The sequence below is a fragment of the Agriterribacter sp. genome, assembly GCF_035497235.1.
Taxonomy (GTDB): domain Bacteria; phylum Bacteroidota; class Bacteroidia; order Chitinophagales; family Chitinophagaceae; genus Agriterribacter.
This window is the reverse complement of sequence record NZ_DATJEB010000053.1, coordinates 138,861-155,971: the sequence shown is the minus strand read 5'-3', so window position 1 is coordinate 155,971 and position 17,111 is coordinate 138,861. Positions and strand designations below refer to the sequence as shown.

Here is a 17,111-nt window from a genome sequence, read left to right as displayed (position 1 = left end):
CTTTTCAACACAACAACGCCAAACTGTAGTTTCGTCCGAAAGCTATAAAATAGCAGCTTGCAGCAATGTTTAAACGTTAGCTGTATGTAACAAAAAACCGGCAATTCCTTTACAAAAATGAAGAAAATAATAATCGTTATTGTATGTACCGCAACCGGTTCCAGGCGCAGACTTGAATTCTCCCTGCTAACATACAAAATAACAAGAGGTATTAATAGCTATCATACCGGATTAGCACGAAAAAATTATAACAATATCTTTGATAATTATGTTTTAAGCCTGTTGCAAGACGGAGATACATTGGCAATTCAAATATCAAAGAAAATTTATACGAATTAACCATAAACACAGATAATCCGCAGCAACACAGATTTCACACAAACATCGGACAACATGCTGTGTGTTTTACAACCTCCAGCCGTTATCCGGAAACTTCCCGATACCTGATACCCGATACCTGACACCTCCCCTTACGCCGAATTTCTTCCCGCATTAATAATACCAAAAGAGCAGCGCATCACTAATTTTTCCAGCGTTTGCTTATGCGGTGATTCGGATCCGCTTTCTTCCATTTCCCTTACCTTGGTAATGGCATATTGCTGTATGGTTACCAATGGCAGCACAATCCGCTCCCGCATTTGAACAGAAAGCTGCTCTACCGGGTAATCCGCCATCAGTTCATCTTTACCAGTGAGGCGAAAGATGTATTGTTTGGTAAGCTCGTATTCATCAAATATCTTATTCCATATTTCTCCGTATACGGGATGATTTGAAAGAAAACGGGTCATGGGAAAAAAGCTTTTCTTCATAGACATTTCACAGTTGGCGATCAGCGTTTTAATGAAAGTAGATTTATCGTAGAGCTTTTTCAGCTCTTCCCACCTGCCTTCTTCATCCATTTTTTTAAATGCGGTACCCACCCCATAATACCCCGTTACATTTTGCTTTAACTGGCTCCATGAGCCAACAAAGGGAATAGCGCGCAGGTCTTCCAATACCAGCTTGCCCGATCCGCCTCTTTTTGCCGGACGGCTGCCGATATTGGTTGCCGCGTAAAACCGCAGCGGGCTTGCATGACCGAGGTACTCTAAGAAATTAGGGTGGTTCTTCAGTTCCAGGTAAGCAGTAAGACTTTTTTCGGCCAACTGCTGTATCAGTTCTTTTTCAGTATCCTGGAGAATAACTTTCTGGGAAGCGAACAGGTCGTTGGAAATACCCGCATTGATGAGTTGCTCAATATTAAACTGGGCCGATTCAATGGTACCGAAATTAGAACTTACAGTTTGTCCCTGGATGGTTAACTGAATTTCTTCATTAGCAATATTTTTTCCGAGGGAGGCATAAAATTTATGCGTTTTTCCACCACCTCTTGCGGGCGGGCCACCCCTGCCGTCAAAAAATATAACATCAATATCATACGCCCTTGATACCAGGGTAAGCGCTTCTTTAGCCTTATATATGCTCCAGTTAGCCATAAGGTAACCGCCATCCTTGGTGCCATCGGAAAAGCCCAGCATAATGGTTTGCTTGTTTTTGCGGAGGCGTAAATGTTCCCGGTATGCCGGCAATTCATACAGTTCCTTCATTATGCCGGCCGCATTATCAAGATCATCAACGGTTTCAAAAAGCGGCACAATATCTACCAGCAGCGATGCTGCCTGCCAGCCGCTCATCAGCAGCAATCCATATACCTCAATAACAGTAAGGGCGCTATCGGCATGACTTATAACATAACGGTCGCATCCGGCCACCCCGTTATTGGCCTGGATGTCTTTAATAGCAGCCATCACTTCCAGCGTATCCCTGTGAATTTCATCCGTCAGGTCTTCGCTGTTCACTATGGTATGCACATTAAGCAGCGCCTGTATTTTTTCATTATCCGGTAAAGACAAATAACCGGCAGGAAGCGCTTTTGTTTTTTTAACAATCTCTTCAATTACCCTGGTGTGTACAGAACTATCCTGCCGCACATCTAATGACGCAAAATACAATCCAAAAACTTCCACTTTATTGATCAGTGATTCAATCAGGTCGAGAAACAGTCCGTTGTGCTTATAAATCAGCGTTTCTTTTATCTGTAAAAGCGTATTTAATATCTCCGTTTTATTGATATCACTTTTATACCCCGGTACAAAAAGATTATTATACAGCTTGAGTTCTAATTGCTGCAGCGGAACATCTACCCCTTTAAATGTAAGTCTTCTTTTCAGGCGGCGCACATCAAGGTAGTATGATCTCATAATGCTCTCGCGCAACGCTCCTGCAACCTTTAAGGTGGTATCCGTTCTAACATATGGATTGCCATCCCTGTCTCCTCCGGGCCAAAATCCCATGCGCATAATGGCATTGTCGGCAGATACCACTTCAGGCAAATTCGTTTTCATAAATGAAATGATCCTGCCGGCAGCCTGGTAAAAAATATTCTCGAGGTACCACATTAAACTAATCGCTTCATCATAGGGCGTTGGTTTCTGTTCCTTTAAAAAAGGCGTCTTTCCCAATTGCTGCAGGTACATGTTAATCTGGTTGATATTATTTTCAGCAATAGCCCGGGTAAGATCGTGTATGATACCCAGAACAGCGCCCGGGTAAAATTGCGTGGGATGCGCCGTGAGTACAAGCCTGATGCTGAAATCTTCCAGCTTCTTCTTCAGTTGGCTTTCATTGTCAAACTGCGCTACTTCCGACTGAAGCCCCTTCAGCGTACCCGGGCCATTCATATCATTAACCGTGGTAAAGGCGGCATCTTCAAGCGCATCAAATAATACCACCTGCCTTTCCACGTATTGCACAAACCGGAACAGCAGGTCTAACTTATCTTCTTCTTTCGCATAAGAAGTGTGTTTACTAAAAAAATCCTCAATGATTTGCGAGGGACTTTGTTTATTATCATATCCTTCTTCACAGTAGCTCAGTAACAGGGAGAGCAGGATGCCTGTTTTTTCAATACGATGAAAGGGTAAGGATGTAAACAGGCTGTTGTATATCTGGAATTTTCGGCCTACAAGGTTCTGGAACTGTGTTAATGCTTGGGAAGATGAGCTTGGCATGGGTTACTTAAAGATTAATTCGTCAAGATATAATTGTAAAGATCGAGGCTTTGCTGCTGCAAGGCAACAAGGCACAACAGGTTTTTAACTGACAGGCAATCGTCTTTTAAAGCCATGAAATTAGTTAAAAAAAAAGGAATTGATCGTTACATTAAATGTTTTTAACCGAAATGGCTGTAATTTGCGTGAATTTTGAATCAGGCCCTGCGATCTATTATTTATTGCATACTCCGCTTAAGTAATGCGGTATAATTTTTATCATTTTATTTGCTATTGTGCAAATCTGTTTTACCTTCGGCAACTCAAAACAGTAATGGTACAGTACAAATCAAATACATTTCCTTCCGCTGCCGCTGCATATCATACAGCAGACGCCATTATTATTACAACAACAACGACCCTCGTTTGAGGGTGAATGGCATGCATATAATCCTTTGGGCTACAGGGCTACGATCATCTGAAAAGATAGGGAAACCGGTATAATAATACTTATCAAAAACAAACATATGCAGGTGTTGAAATTCGGCGGAACTTCGGTAGGAAGCGCTGATAATATTAAAAGAGTAATATCCATAGTACAGGAAAGATTAGAAAAAGATACAACAATTGTAGTGGTGTCGGCCATGGGTGGCGCCACCGATGCGCTGCTCAATTCGGGACTAATGGCCGCCGCCGGTAATGAGCAATATAAAGAAGCGTTGCAGCATATTGAACAAAGACACCTGGAAACGGTTAAGCTGTTAATACCCGTACAGCACCAAAGCCATGTATTAAGCCTGGTTAAAAAACTGTGTAACGACATTGAGGATATTTGTAACGGTATTTTTTTACTGGGTGAATTTTCTGCCAGAACCCGCGACCGGATGATCAGCTACGGCGAACTGATCTCATCGCGGATCATTGCCGCCACCTTTAACAATAGTGGAACTGCCGCCGCATGGAAGGATGCAAGAACATTGATACAAACCAATGACAATTTTGGTAACGCCACGGTAAACGGGCCGGTAACACGCCGGCGAATCGCGGATTATATTGCTTCCTGCAAAGAAGCCTTAGTGGTGATGCCGGGATTTATTGCCGCCGATGCCAACAATGAAACCACCACTTTAGGACGCGGAGGATCGGACTATACAGCCGCTATAATGGCAGCGGCAACAGATGCCGCCTGCCTGGAAATATGGACGGATGTACCGGGTATGATGACTGCCGACCCCCGCTGGGTAAGCGGCGCCAAAGTAATCTCTTCCATATCGTACCAGGAGGCTATGGAACTTTCTCATTTTGGTGCTAAAGTGCTTTATCCGCCAACCATCCAGCCTGTGTTGCGCAAAGCTATCCCCGTGGTCATCAAAAATACTTTCGCTCCCGGCGATGCGGGAACGGTAATTCAGCAAAAAGCTTTCTCCAACGGAAATTCCATACGCGGCATTTCCAGCATCAGTAATATTGCCCTTTTTAGCCTGGAAGGAAGCGGTATGGTAGGCGTACCCGGCTTTTCAAGAAGATTGTTTGAGGCCTTATCGGCCGCGCAAATCAATGTAATACTTATTACACAGGGTTCCTCCGAGCACTCTATTTGTGTTGGCGTTGAAGCCTCCGCCATCCATAAAGCCAAAGCAGTAGTAGATACGGAGTTTGAACATGAAATAGCCATCGAGAAAGTACAGCCCCTGCTGGTTGAAACGGCATTATCCATTGTGGCCCTGGTTGGGGAAAATATGAAAAGCCATCCGGGCATAAGCGGCAAAATGTTTGGTGCGCTGGGAAGGAACGGTGTTAATGTACGCGCCATTGCGCAGGGCTCTTCCGAACGAAACATATCGGCCGTAGTGGCTACAAAGGATGTGCGCAAAGCCATTAACATCCTGCACGAAGAGTTTTTTGAAACCACCCGTAAAGAAATACACCTGTTTATAGCCGGCACGGGTAACGTAGGGAGCATACTGTTGCAGCAATTGCAGCAGCAGCAGGACTGGCTGGCAAAGCACCTGCGCCTCAACGTTAGGGTAACAGGACTGGCCAACAGCCGGAAAATGATAATAGATGACAACGGTATTGACTTCCATAACTGGCAGGAAAAATTGCAGGGAGGCGAAGATGCGGATATAGAAGCATTCGTTAATATTATTATCGGCAAAAACTTCCGCAATGCCATTTTTGTAGATATGACGGCAAGCGATACCGTGGCAAAGGTATACGACAGGCTGCTGCAAAAAAGTGTTTCAGTAGTTGCTTGCAATAAAGTGGCGGCCTCTTCCTCATACGATTATTACAGGAAACTAAAAGACCTGGCCAGAACATACAATTGCCTGTACCTGTTTGAAACCAATGTAGGCGCTGCATTGCCGGTAATAGGCACACTGAATGACCTGTTGCGCAGCGGCGATAAAATTAACCGGATTGAAGCGGTGCTCAGCGGCACCCTGAATTTTGTTTTTAATCATTATAACGGGCAGGTAAGCTTTGCCGAAGTGGTAAAACAGGCGCAGGATGAGGGCTATACGGAACCCGATCCACGCCTGGATTTAAGCGGCACAGATGTGATGCGCAAAATTCTGATACTGGCCCGCGAATCGGGTGAGCAACTGGAGATGGAAGACATAACCTGTAACGGCTTTTTACCCGAAAGCTGTATGCAGGGCGATGTAAATGCGTTTTATGAAGAATTGAAAAAGCATGAGCCGCATTTCAAAAAATTGTACAGCAATGCAGCGGCTGCAAACAGCAAGCTTAAATTTGTTGCCACATTTGAGCAGGGTAAAGCTGTTGCCGGGCTGGAGCATATCCCTCCGCAGCACGACCTCTATCATTTATATGGAAAAGATAATGTAGTATTGTTTTACACAGGGCGCTATCCTGTGCAACCGTTGGTAATAAAGGGCGCCGGCGCCGGCGCAGAGGTAACGGCATCGGGGGTATTTGCCGATATCATAAGAGCAACGGCGTCATGAACGTACGGTCAATCTCAAATTTCAAATCTCAAATTTCACCATGCACCTGAAAACAATAGATGAAGCAATAGAGGCGGCAAAAGATACATCATTGACTATTAAAGCGCCCGGCACGGTAGCCAATATTGTATGCGGGTTTGATGTACTTGGACTGGCCCTGAATGACCCTTATGATATAATGACGGTAAAGCTCATTGAAGACCCTGTGGTGGTTATTCATAACGTGGATGACTACGGGCTGCCCACCGATCCGCTAAAAAATGTAGCGGGCGTTGCACTTTTGGAAATGATTGAAAGACTGGAAAACAGGATTGGGTTTGATGTTACCATAGAAAAAAAAATAATGCCGGGCAGCGGTATCGGCTCCAGCGCGGCAAGTTCGGCAGGCGCCGTAGTAGCAGCCAACCATTTACTGAACAATATATTCAGCAATGCCGACCTGGTACAAATGGCCATGCTGGGCGAAAAACTGGCTTCAGGTGTTAAGCACGCCGATAATATAGCACCCTGCATTTATGGAGGCGTAACACTTATCCGCAGCATTCACCCGTTAGATGTGATCAGCATCCCCTCTCCTCCCCTGTATGTTACACTGGTTCATCCGCAAATAGAAGTGCGTACGGAAGATGCAAGACAGATACTGCGGAAACAGATATTGCTGAAGGATGCTATTAAGCAATGGGGCAATATTGCCGCGCTGGTTACCGGGTTCATGAAAAATGACTATGAATTGATCAGCCGCTCTCTGGAAGATGTGCTGATAGAACCCATACGCAGTATACTTATTCCTGCTTTTGCTGAAGTAAAGGCAAAGAGTTTGGAGGCCGGCGCTTTAGGCGGCGGCATATCCGGTTCGGGGCCTTCCATTTTTATGCTGAGCCGCAATGAGGCAACAGCGCGTGAAGTGGAAAAAAAGATGCAGGAAATATATACGAACACAGGTATCCCTTTTCATACGTACGTTACTACGGTAAATACGGAAGGTGTTAAACGCATGCGCTAACGCGCTGCTCATATCGGAATCATACAATAATCCATGCACCGCAGTTTTTTAAAGAACAGCAACGATTACAATGAAATATTACAGTCTTAACAAGCAATCACCCAAAGTAAGTTTTAAGGAAGCCACTATAAAAGGACAGGCCCCGGATAAAGGATTGTATTTTCCCGAAAGCCTGCCCCGTCTTAATAAAAACTGGATAGCCGGCATTAACGATAAGAGCAATGCCAGCATTGCGTTTGATGTAATACAGCCGTATGTGGGCAACGATATACCCGAAGATGAACTGCAGCGCATTGTGATGGAAACAGTGAACTTTCCTTCCCCGCTGGTGCAGGTAAACCACAATATATTTTCGTTAGAACTCTTTCACGGACCAACCCTTGCTTTTAAAGATACCGGCGCCCGGTTTATGAGCAGGTGCCTGGGTTATTTTGCAAAAGAAAGAAGTGAAAAAATAACCGTGCTGGTAGCCACTTCGGGCGATACCGGCGGCGCTGTTGCCAATGGCTTTTATAATGTGGAGGGCGTGGATGTAGTTATTCTTTACCCCTCCGGAAAAGTAAGCTCAGTACAGGAAAAGCAATTAACCGCATTAGGCAAAAACATTCATGCGCTGGAAGTAAACGGCACGTTTGATGATTGCCAGCGTATGGTGAAACAGGCATTTTCCGATGAATCCTTAACGCAAAAAAAAATGCTTACATCAGCCAATTCCATTAATGTTGCCCGCTGGCTGCCGCAACAATTTTATTATTTCTTTGCTTACAAACAATGGAGTGAAAAAGAAAATCCCCCTGTATTTTCAGTGCCCAGCGGCAACTTTGGCAATATTTGTGCGGGTTTGCTGGCCCATATTTCAGGGCTGCCTGCAACACATTTTATTGCCGCATGCAATGCCAATGATGTGGTACCCCGCTATTTGCACAGCGGCAAATACGAAGTAAAGGAGGCCTTGCCTACGCTTTCCAACGCTATGGATGTGGGCGATCCCAGTAACTTTGTTCGCGTGCTGCAGTTGTTCGGTAATAATTTTATCAACCTCAAAAAAATACTTTCCGGATACACGGTAACCGATGCAGAAACAAAAGATACCATAAAGAAGGTATGGGAAGAAACCGGTTATCTCACCGACCCGCACGGAGCCGTAGGTTATCTTGGCCTGCAACGCTACCTGGCTCAGCATCCGCACCAAAAAGGCATTTTCCTGGAAACAGCGCACCCCGTAAAATTTTACGATGTGGTTGAGCCCGTAACCGGTGAAAAAGTGCCTGTTCCGCCATCTATTGAAAGCATACTGCACTTACCTAAGCACAGTATCGTTACGGATGCCGCATACCCCGCGCTTAAAAATTATTTATTGCAGCACTAACTGCTGTAAAAGTCATGTGAAACCCGGCTTATATTATGTATATTCTTTCGATATTTGCAGACAGAGAAACGTGAATTATGCATGATATTGAACCTTTTTATAACTGGCGGCACTTGTACGCTTCGGAAGAAGATCTGCGGTCGCCTTTTTTGGGAAGAGAATATAGTGAGTTTGTGTTTTCACAAACCGTTTACAATTACTATATCCATCCCCAATGGGACGAATTTGGATCACGTACCCTGTACATGAAGATACTCTATGCAGATTACGATCACGGGTACGCTATTATTGAATTAATAGGGGAATGGAATGATGCCATAGAAAATGATATTCAAACCTTACGCAGAGAAGTTACGGATGTACTTTTTTATGAACGTATAACAAAATTTATTCTGATAGGAGAAAATGTATTGAATTTTCACAGCAGCGATGACAGTTATTACGAAGATTGGTTCCAGGAAACGGACGAAGAAGACGGATGGATTGTTATATTAAACCTTCCCGAACAGTCTCAGTACGATTTTAAAAAGGCGAAACTGAACAGATATGTTCAATTGCTGGATGCGCCTCAATGGCGTACATTGCAGCCCCAGCACCTCTTTCAGGTCATTCATGACCGTTTGTCAAAACGCATAGATGGATAAAAAAAAGCATAACCTGACTTTTATGAACTTTTGTGTGTTATTTTTGTCCTACTTTTTTTCTAACCACTTCTTCTGAATATGACCTGGAAACAACTCTTCACTTCATCTGTAGGAAAAAAATTTGTAATGGCGCTTACAGGTGTTTCTCTTATTGCATTTCTTGTAGTGCATGTTGGGATTAATGCCTGCATTTGGGCAAACGATGGCGGCGCCATGTTCAATAAGGCCGCTCATTTTATGGGGGCAACAGTAGTAATCCGCATGCTTGAAGTAGGATTATTCGTTGGTATTATTTTACACATTGTACAGGGATTGATACTGGAATCACAAAACAGGAGCAAGCGCAGTATCGGCTACCAGGTTCCTTTGGGCAGCCGCGGAAGCAAATGGTACAGTCGCAGTATGGGGCTACTGGGCACATTGATTATGTTATTCCTGATCATGCATATTTATCATTTCTGGACGCCCAGCCGCCTTGGCGGTATCGGTAATATTCATGAACTTGGTATTATTGCTTACGATGGAAAAGCATATCATAACCTGTATGGTGAAATGGTTATCGTATTTCAATCGCCTGCAATAGTTATTTTATATGTGCTGGCCTGCATTTCCTTAGCCTATCATTTAATGCATGGGTTTAACAGCGCTTTCAGAACGCTGGGGCTGCATAACCAACGTTATGTACGTATTGTTCACGCGGCTGGCACCGCATTTTCTGTAATAGTACCACTGGCATTTGCCATGATGCCGGTGTCTGTATATCTTGGATGGGTGAAGTAGTGGTAAGTGGTACGTGATAAGTAATAAGTATTGGAGAGTAGTGAAGGGGAAAAATGAATAAATCCTTAGTGATGATCCTTCACCTTTATTAATGACCGGGAATCAATCTGGTAAAATCATCAACGTATTTACAATTATGTTGGATTCAAAAATACCTGCAGGACCGTTAGAGAACAAATGGAATGACTATAAAGGTCATGTAAAACTGGTAAACCCTGCCAATAAGCGAAAATTAGAAGTTATTGTAATAGGAACCGGATTGGCAGGCGCTTCGGCTGCCGCTTCGTTAGGCGAGTTAGGGTACCGCGTAAAAGCTTTTTGTTTCCAGGATTCCCCCCGCAGGGCCCATTCCATTGCGGCGCAGGGCGGCATCAACGCCGCTAAAAACTATCAGAACGATGGAGATTCCGTTTTCCGTCTTTTTTACGATACCATAAAAGGCGGAGACTACCGCTCCCGTGAAGCCAATACACACCGGCTGGCGGAAGTAAGCGCTAACATCATTGACCAGTGCGTGGCACAGGGCGTACCTTTTGCAAGAGAATACAGCGGGTTGCTCAATAACCGCTCATTTGGCGGCGTACAGGTAAAAAGAACTTTTTATGCTGCCGGGCAAACCGGCCAGCAATTACTGATAGGTGCTTACCAGGCGCTGGAACGGCAAATTGCACTGGGAAACGTAACCATGCATGCCCGCCACGAAATGCTGGATATAGTAATTATTGACGGCCAAGCAAGAGGCATCATCTGCCGTAACCTTGTTACAGGCGAACTGGAAAGACATTTCGGTCATGCGGTACTGTTATGCAGCGGCGGCTATGGCAACGTGTTTTATTTATCTACCAACGCCATGGGCAGCAATGTTACCGCTGCGTGGAAAGCGCATAAAAAGGGAGCGTTCTTCGCTAACCCCTGCTTCACTCAAATTCATCCTACCTGTATACCGGTAACCGGCGATCACCAGAGCAAATTAACGCTCATGTCCGAATCGCTGCGTAACGATGGGCGGATATGGGTTCCTAAAAAGCAGAACGATACGCGGAAAGCCAATGATATTCCCGAAGAAGAAAGGGATTATTACTTAGAAAGAAGGTATCCGGCCTATGGAAACCTTGTACCCCGTGATGTGGCTTCGCGCGCCGCAAAAGAAAGATGCGATGCGGGCTACGGCGTAGGTACCACAAAGCAGGCGGTTTATCTTGATTTCCGTTACAATCTTATTAATAAGTACGGGAGAGCCGAAGCAAGCAAGCACGGCATAGAAAACCCCGATGAAGCAACACTGGTACGGCTCGGCAAGGAAGTAGTGAAAGAAGAGTACGGTAATCTTTTTGATATGTATGAAAAAATTACCGGCGAAAATCCCTATGAAGTGCCTATGCGCATTTACCCTGCCGTGCATTATACCATGGGCGGGCTATGGGTAGACTACGAGCTGATGACCTCGGTAAAAGGTTTATACGCTTTGGGCGAATGTAATTTCAGCGATCATGGCGCCAACAGGCTGGGCGCTTCGGCATTGATGCAGGGACTGGCAGACGGTTATTTTGTTATCCCTTATACCCTTGGTAATTACCTTGCCAATGAAATTTCAGTAAAGCCTATTCCAACTACGCATGAAGCGTTTGAAGTGGCGGAAAACGCAGTACGGGAGCGGATCAGCAGCCTCATGCGTATCAAAGGCAAACAGTCGGTGGAAAGTTTTCATAAACGCCTCGGAAAAATTATGTGGGAAAAATGCGGCATGTCGCGCAACGCAAAAGGTTTGAATGAGGCAATAGAAGAAATAAGAGCGCTGAAAAAAGAATTCTGGAGCAATGTAAAAATACCCGGCGAAATTAATGAGATGAACCCTGAATTAGATAAAGCTAACCGCGTGGCAGATTTTATTGAACTGGGTGAACTGACCTGTATAGACGCATTAGAAAGAGCCGAAAGTTGCGGCGGCCACTTTCGGGAAGAAAGCCAAACCGCGGAAGGAGAAGCCCTCCGCCATGACGACCGGTTCCTGCATGTAGCAGCCTGGGAATACAAAGGTGAACATAGCTGGAATTTGAATAAGGAAGCGCTGGAATTTGAATTGGCCAAGCCAACGCAGCGGAATTATAAATAATGCGGGAATGTGAAAGTGTGGAAATGTGAAAGTATGGAAAATGTGGCAGGTGTAAGAAATGTAGAGAGAAAGAATAGTATTCTTTTTTAACTATAAAAGCGAACACTTATGAAACACAAAAATGTAGTTGTTGAAAAATCATTAGATTTTTCAGTTGATCTTATTCAGTTCTGTGAATTGCTGGAAAAACATAAAAAGTTCATTCTCGCAAATTAATTGCTTAAAAGTGGTACTTCAATAGGAGCAAATATTTTTGAAGCGCAACATGCTGAAAGCAGGGGAGATTTTATTCATAAAATGAAGATCGCTATAAAGGAAGCTAATGAAACACTTTATTGGTTGGTGATTGGTGAGCGGAGTGAAAGTTATCCAAAAAATAGTTCTTTAAAACCTCTGGCAGAGGAATTGATCAGGATTATCTCGAAAATAATACTTTCGGGCAAAAGCAGGCTTATTGGTGGAATATTGCCCGGATCAATACCTACATTGGCTTTTTTAGTATATAAATTAAGATTGATGATTATGTAAGTAAAGGATGTATTCCTCTATTCTTCATTTTCATCTTTTTATATTATTTCAGTGATGTATGCAGAATTCATTTTCCACATTTGTCACATTTGTCACATTTTCATATTTACTATGGAACATTATACCATGAACCTCACCTTAAAGGTGTGGAAGCAAAAAAACCAAAGCGAAAGAGGACATTTTGAAACCTACCAGGTAAAGAATATTTCTTCGGAAATGTCGTTCCTTGAAATGTTTGATGTACTCAATGAAGAACTAATTGAAGAAAACAGGGAGCCTATCGCTTTTGACCACGATTGCCGTGAGGGCATTTGTGGCATGTGCTCTATGTATATCAACGGCCGGCCGCACGGGCCATGGCACGGCACTACTACCTGCCAGTTGCATATGCGGGCTTTTAAAAACGGCGACACTATTGTTGTTGAACCCTGGCGCGCCAATGCTTTCCCTGTAATTAAAGATCTGATCGTTGACCGTCATGCCTTCGACAGGATCATACAGGCGGGCGGCTACATTTCGGTTAATACAGGAAACGCGGTAGATGGCAATGCTATCCCCGTTAAAAAAGAAACCGCCGACACGGCTTTTGCCGCTGCTGCCTGCATAGGCTGCGGCGCCTGCGTGGCGGCCTGTAAAAATAGCTCGGCTATGCTTTTTGTATCTGCCAAGGTTGCACACCTGTCTTTACTACCACAGGGCGAACCGGAGAAAAGAAGCCGGGTACTTAACATGATAGAACAAATGGATAAGGAAGGATTTGGTTCCTGCACCATGACGGAAGCCTGCGAAGCCGTTTGCCCTAAAGAAATTTCCGTTGATAACATTGCAAGATTAAACAGGGAATATCTTTCAGCAGCAGCCGCTATTGATAAGTAAAAAACGGCTTGCCGAAGATGCAAACGAATAATGCTTCAATAGACCCTGTTGAAAACGAAGCTACATTTCAAAAAAATGTTCAACTCGATATTCTCCGGCTCGATAAAGTTCATCCTGTTGTTTCCGGCAACAAATGGTTCAAACTTCAATATTATATCCGGGAAGCACAGCGCACAGGATTCCGGTCCTTACTAACATTTGGCGGGGCTTATTCCAACCATATAGCCGCTACGGCATATGCGGCAAAAGAACACGGGCTTAAAACCATTGGCGTTATCAGGGGGGAGGAGCCGGAACAATGGTCGCACACCCTGCAGGAAGCAGCCTCCTGCCATATGCAATTTGCTTTTTTACCCAGGCACGAATATGACGCCTTAAAAAGAATGGCATTCTCTTCAAAGTTAGAGCAGCAGTTTGGAAAAGCATACATTATTCCGGAAGGAGGTTTTGGTCCGTTAGGCATGCAGGGCGCTGCCGATATATTACGTATTACAGATACCAGCGCTTATACGCATATTGTTTCAGCAGTGGGCACCGGCACAACAATAGCAGGCATTATGCAGGCAGCAGGTACTCATCAGCAAATTACAGGTATAAGCGCCATGAAGCATAATTTTAGCCTGAACGATGAGATTCAATCCTTATTAAACATGCCGCTGCCCGAAAGGTTTGGTATGATACACGATTATCATTTTGGCGGTTACGCAAAACACACACCCGCGTTAACCAACTTCATGAACAGGTTCTTTCACACGGCAAACATTCCATTGGATTTTGTTTACACGGCAAAAATGATGTACGGTATATTTGATCTGATGAATAAAGATTTTTTCCTGCCACAATCCCGCATATTAGCTATTCACAGCGGAGGGCTGCAGGGTAATCTGTCGCTTAAACCCGGGGTTTTAGCATTTTAAATATATCAGTGTAGCATTATCTTTGTTAGGTTTGCAGCATTACGGCTTTTGACATATATTCATCACTATGAAAATTGTTTCCCGGATCATTATTCTTTATGTACTTACTTCGTACTGCTATGTCCTTCAGGCGCAGAACACCCTGCCTGATTTTACGGTAGCAAACAGGAATGGCAAAATCATCCTGAGCTGGATAAATAATTTCCCTGTAATAAAACAACTGAGTATCCAGCGTTCTCCGGATAGCCTGAAAGGTTTTAAAACCATTTTAACATTGCCCGACCCTTCATCCATTACGAATGGGTTCCTCGACAATAATGCCCCGGATCTTTCCTCCTATTATAAACTATACATCCTGCTTGATAATGGAGCATATATTTTCAGCAAATCACAAAAGCCACAAAAATATTCGCCCCCTGCGGTAAAAAAAGAAAATGTACAAGCAGCGCCGGAAGCAACAGCAACAGCCGGGGAAAGCGCAACCGTTCCAATAAAAGCAGCCGGCAGTAACGCGGCAGGCCAAACGAATACCCCCGTTGCAGAAGGAGCATCAGCAAAATCTTACCAGGTACAGTCCACTACCGCAGTTTCCGGCAAAAAAAGGAGCGATGGATTAAAAACGGATACAGTTAGTTTGGTAAGACCCGAAACATTCACCCCTTCAGGATTTGTGTTTACGAATGCTGACGGTGATATTACTATCGTTTTACCCCCGGGAAGACTCAGCAATTTTACAATTAAATTTTATGAAGAAAACGGGAATGCGTTATTCCAGGTTAATGCTGTTAAAGAACATATTTTTACAATAGATAAATCCAACTTTCTTCATGCAGGCTGGTTTACGTTTGAATTACTGGAAGATGGTATGCTGAAAGAAAAAAACAAAGTAAGAGTACCTTAGCAACTGTTTAAAAAACAATTGCTGTTATGCCTGCCCATAAAAGATCCTGCAGATTAGCAGGTTTTATTAAAGAACCGGTAACAACAATCGTTGTTGGGAATTGCTTATTTAATCAGCTTTTATTAACAAGCGTACAATCAAATACCTCCTCAAAACAATGTTTCAGCGTTTCTTTAACGGATGCCATACCGGGATTGTAACCCAATTCTTTTTCAACAGAAGTTACCTGCTTGTTGGCAATACCACAGGGAATGATATAATTAAAATAATCCAAGCGGGTGTTTACATTCAATGCAAACCCGTGCATGGTTACCCACCGGCTGCAACGTACACCCATAGCGCATATCTTTCTTTCCCGCCCTTTTACGGCAGGGTCAATCCACACGCCCGTTTCACCCGGCGACCGTTCTCCGCTTATACCGTATTGCTGTAAGGTGAGGATGATCACTTCCTCCAAATTACGGAGGTATTTGCCTATATCCGTATAATACTTCTCCAGGTCAATAATAGGGTAACCTACAATTTGTCCCGGACCATGAAAGGTAATATCTCCCCCCCTGTTGGTTTGATAATATTCAATGCCTTTTTGGCGAAGTACCGCTTCGCTGATCAGCACATTTTCGGCATGACCGCTTTTGCCTAACGTATATACGGGGGGATGCTCACATAAAAGCAAATGGTGCCGGGTATTGGCAATGGTTTCAATAGCCGGCCCATGCAGAGTTGTATGGACCGGATCTGAAGCATTGGTTTTAGCCAGCATTTTTGCCTCTACATTCTTTTTCAGCAACGCCTCCTGGTAATTCCACGCGTCTTTATAAGCAATAGCGCCCATATCTTCAAAGAAAACCTCCTGCATGGCCGCAAAGTTATTTCATTTCACCCAATGCAAACGTTCCCTTCCCTGGGTGGATGCATCCCAAATTGTCGCATTGCTTTGCTTTATGTGGGCGGTGAATACACCGCCCACGGCGGGCCGCCCCGGGTGGTGTCCCCCCATAGCCGTTAACTTAAGCCCGGAGGGCTTGAATTTGAATGGCCGTGAGAGAAACTCACGGTAAAAATGTCGAAATTTTTGTTGAACCCTGCAAGGGTTCAATATCAAAAATATTTCATTTGTCCACCGGTTGCACCGATGGCTATTCAAATTAGACCCCATTCGGGGTATTTTATTGTTCATGTTTCTTAAGCTGACGGCTATGATATTGCCCCGAGCCACCACCGCCTTTCCAAACCCAGCTCCAGGTATCGCCGGCGTCATTTGTTTTAAGCGCGCCATACCAGAATACCATGCCTCCGTTTTTTCGCTCTTCATACCTGTTCCTTACTAAGTAGGCCTTTCCCGCATCGTTTGCCGCACAGGCTATCATGGAGTAGCTGGGCTTAATACCCGCTGTGGTATTCATCACCGTGGCATTTGTGGCCTGCTGCCAGCTATCACCCATGTCCTTCGAAAGCCATAGTTCAGTATGCCCAAATTCGTTGTCAATGGCTTGCATGGGATCATAACGCAAAGCATAAAAAATAACCTGCTCCTTATTTTTGGTTGTACCCCCCGTAAAAGAAAATGCTGCCGATACTGCGGCAGGGAGTTTTTTTGCTGAAAGCGATATGGTATTGGAATCCAGGGCATCGTACGCGTAGCCCGATGCGCCATTGGGGAAATTGATCTGCTTATATGATTGTCCGCCGTTTGTAGTAAGGCAGGAACCTGTCATATCGCAACGTATTAAAAAACGGGTGGCATTATGCCAGGAAAAAGTGGGAATGAAAGTGGACACGCCACTACCGGGACCCTGTTTTTGCCGGCCTGTTTCTGTCTGCTGGTTAATCTCCGGCGCTTTAACGCTATCATATGCTGTGATGCCCATAAATACGAAGCCAGCTATTACAAATTTGATGATCATCCGGTTCATGCAGGTATAACTTTTGAACAGTAAAATGAAGTATTGATGTGACAACCCATACCATAGAGGCCC

13 protein-coding genes are annotated in these 17,111 nt (G+C 44.3%); 10 read left to right on the top strand and 3 right to left on the bottom strand.

What is annotated here, in order from left to right; all coding sequences use genetic code 11:
• Window positions 1-470 precede the first annotated feature (470 nt).
• Window positions 471-3,050, bottom strand: coding sequence for a phosphoenolpyruvate carboxylase (locus VL121_RS19700; RefSeq protein WP_325408325.1), 2,580 nt, complete (start codon window positions 3,048-3,050; stop codon window positions 471-473).
• A 506-nt stretch (window positions 3,051-3,556) separates the two neighbouring features.
• On the opposite strand from VL121_RS19700, the gene thrA reads away from it, so the two are divergent.
• From thrA to VL121_RS19650, 10 genes are all read left to right on the top strand, one after another.
• The gene (thrA, locus tag VL121_RS19695) at window positions 3,557-6,001 is read left to right on the top strand and encodes a bifunctional aspartate kinase/homoserine dehydrogenase I (protein WP_325408324.1); all 2,445 of its coding nucleotides are present in this window, start codon (window positions 3,557-3,559) and stop codon (window positions 5,999-6,001) included.
• 40 nt (window positions 6,002-6,041) lie between these two features.
• Window positions 6,042-7,004, top strand: coding sequence for a homoserine kinase (locus VL121_RS19690; RefSeq protein ID WP_325408323.1), 963 nt, complete (start codon window positions 6,042-6,044; stop codon window positions 7,002-7,004).
• Between the two features lie 70 nt (window positions 7,005-7,074).
• Complete coding sequence (gene thrC, locus VL121_RS19685) at window positions 7,075-8,373, top strand: threonine synthase (protein ID WP_325408322.1); 1,299 nt, start codon at window positions 7,075-7,077, stop codon at window positions 8,371-8,373.
• Between the two features lie 77 nt (window positions 8,374-8,450).
• Window positions 8,451-9,017: a hypothetical protein gene (locus VL121_RS19680; protein ID WP_325408321.1), complete on the top strand. Its 567-nt coding sequence runs from the start codon at window positions 8,451-8,453 to the stop codon at window positions 9,015-9,017.
• A 78-nt stretch (window positions 9,018-9,095) separates the two neighbouring features.
• Entirely contained in the window at window positions 9,096-9,797 is a 702-nt protein-coding gene (locus VL121_RS19675; RefSeq protein ID WP_325408320.1) for a succinate dehydrogenase cytochrome b subunit, read from the top strand.
• Between the two features lie 136 nt (window positions 9,798-9,933).
• Window positions 9,934-11,910, top strand: coding sequence for a fumarate reductase/succinate dehydrogenase flavoprotein subunit (locus VL121_RS19670; protein ID WP_325408319.1), 1,977 nt, complete (start codon window positions 9,934-9,936; stop codon window positions 11,908-11,910).
• A 216-nt stretch (window positions 11,911-12,126) separates the two neighbouring features.
• Window positions 12,127-12,438 carry a four helix bundle protein gene (locus VL121_RS19665; protein WP_325408318.1) on the top strand — a complete coding sequence of 104 codons (312 nt, stop codon included), beginning with the start codon at window positions 12,127-12,129 and terminating at the stop codon, window positions 12,436-12,438.
• Between the two features lie 111 nt (window positions 12,439-12,549).
• Window positions 12,550-13,314, top strand: a complete 765-nt coding sequence (locus VL121_RS19660) for a succinate dehydrogenase/fumarate reductase iron-sulfur subunit (RefSeq protein ID WP_325408317.1) — start codon at window positions 12,550-12,552, stop codon at window positions 13,312-13,314.
• 17 nt (window positions 13,315-13,331) lie between these two features.
• On the top strand, window positions 13,332-14,231 hold the full coding sequence (locus tag VL121_RS19655) for a 1-aminocyclopropane-1-carboxylate deaminase/D-cysteine desulfhydrase (RefSeq protein WP_325408316.1): 900 nt from the start codon (window positions 13,332-13,334) through the stop codon (window positions 14,229-14,231).
• A 67-nt stretch (window positions 14,232-14,298) separates the two neighbouring features.
• Window positions 14,299-15,132, top strand: a complete 834-nt coding sequence (locus tag VL121_RS19650) for a hypothetical protein (protein ID WP_325408315.1) — start codon at window positions 14,299-14,301, stop codon at window positions 15,130-15,132.
• A 112-nt stretch (window positions 15,133-15,244) separates the two neighbouring features.
• Here VL121_RS19650 and lipB read toward each other — a convergent pair whose 3' ends face one another.
• Together lipB and VL121_RS19640 are read right to left on the bottom strand one after the other, a co-directional pair.
• On the bottom strand, window positions 15,245-15,991 hold the full coding sequence (gene lipB / locus VL121_RS19645) for a lipoyl(octanoyl) transferase LipB (protein ID WP_325408314.1): 747 nt from the start codon (window positions 15,989-15,991) through the stop codon (window positions 15,245-15,247).
• 310 nt (window positions 15,992-16,301) lie between these two features.
• Window positions 16,302-17,039 (bottom strand): hypothetical protein, encoded by a 738-nt coding sequence (locus VL121_RS19640; protein WP_325408313.1) that lies wholly within the window; start codon window positions 17,037-17,039, stop codon window positions 16,302-16,304.
• Between the last annotated feature and the right edge of the window lie 72 nt (window positions 17,040-17,111).

Coding starts and splice junctions, on each gene's coding strand:
- VL121_RS19700 (WP_325408325.1), bottom strand. CDS start 3,050: ATGCCAAGCTCATCTTCCCAAGCATTAACACAGTTCCAGAACCTTGTA.
- thrA (WP_325408324.1), top strand. CDS start 3,557: ATGCAGGTGTTGAAATTCGGCGGAACTTCGGTAGGAAGCGCTGATAAT.
- VL121_RS19690 (WP_325408323.1), top strand. CDS start 6,042: ATGCACCTGAAAACAATAGATGAAGCAATAGAGGCGGCAAAAGATACA.
- thrC (WP_325408322.1), top strand. CDS start 7,075: ATGAAATATTACAGTCTTAACAAGCAATCACCCAAAGTAAGTTTTAAG.
- VL121_RS19680 (WP_325408321.1), top strand. CDS start 8,451: ATGCATGATATTGAACCTTTTTATAACTGGCGGCACTTGTACGCTTCG.
- VL121_RS19675 (WP_325408320.1), top strand. CDS start 9,096: ATGACCTGGAAACAACTCTTCACTTCATCTGTAGGAAAAAAATTTGTA.
- VL121_RS19670 (WP_325408319.1), top strand. CDS start 9,934: ATGTTGGATTCAAAAATACCTGCAGGACCGTTAGAGAACAAATGGAAT.
- VL121_RS19660 (WP_325408317.1), top strand. CDS start 12,550: ATGGAACATTATACCATGAACCTCACCTTAAAGGTGTGGAAGCAAAAA.
- VL121_RS19655 (WP_325408316.1), top strand. CDS start 13,332: ATGCAAACGAATAATGCTTCAATAGACCCTGTTGAAAACGAAGCTACA.
- VL121_RS19650 (WP_325408315.1), top strand. CDS start 14,299: ATGAAAATTGTTTCCCGGATCATTATTCTTTATGTACTTACTTCGTAC.
- lipB (WP_325408314.1), bottom strand. CDS start 15,991: ATGCAGGAGGTTTTCTTTGAAGATATGGGCGCTATTGCTTATAAAGAC.
- VL121_RS19640 (WP_325408313.1), bottom strand. CDS start 17,039: ATGATCATCAAATTTGTAATAGCTGGCTTCGTATTTATGGGCATCACA.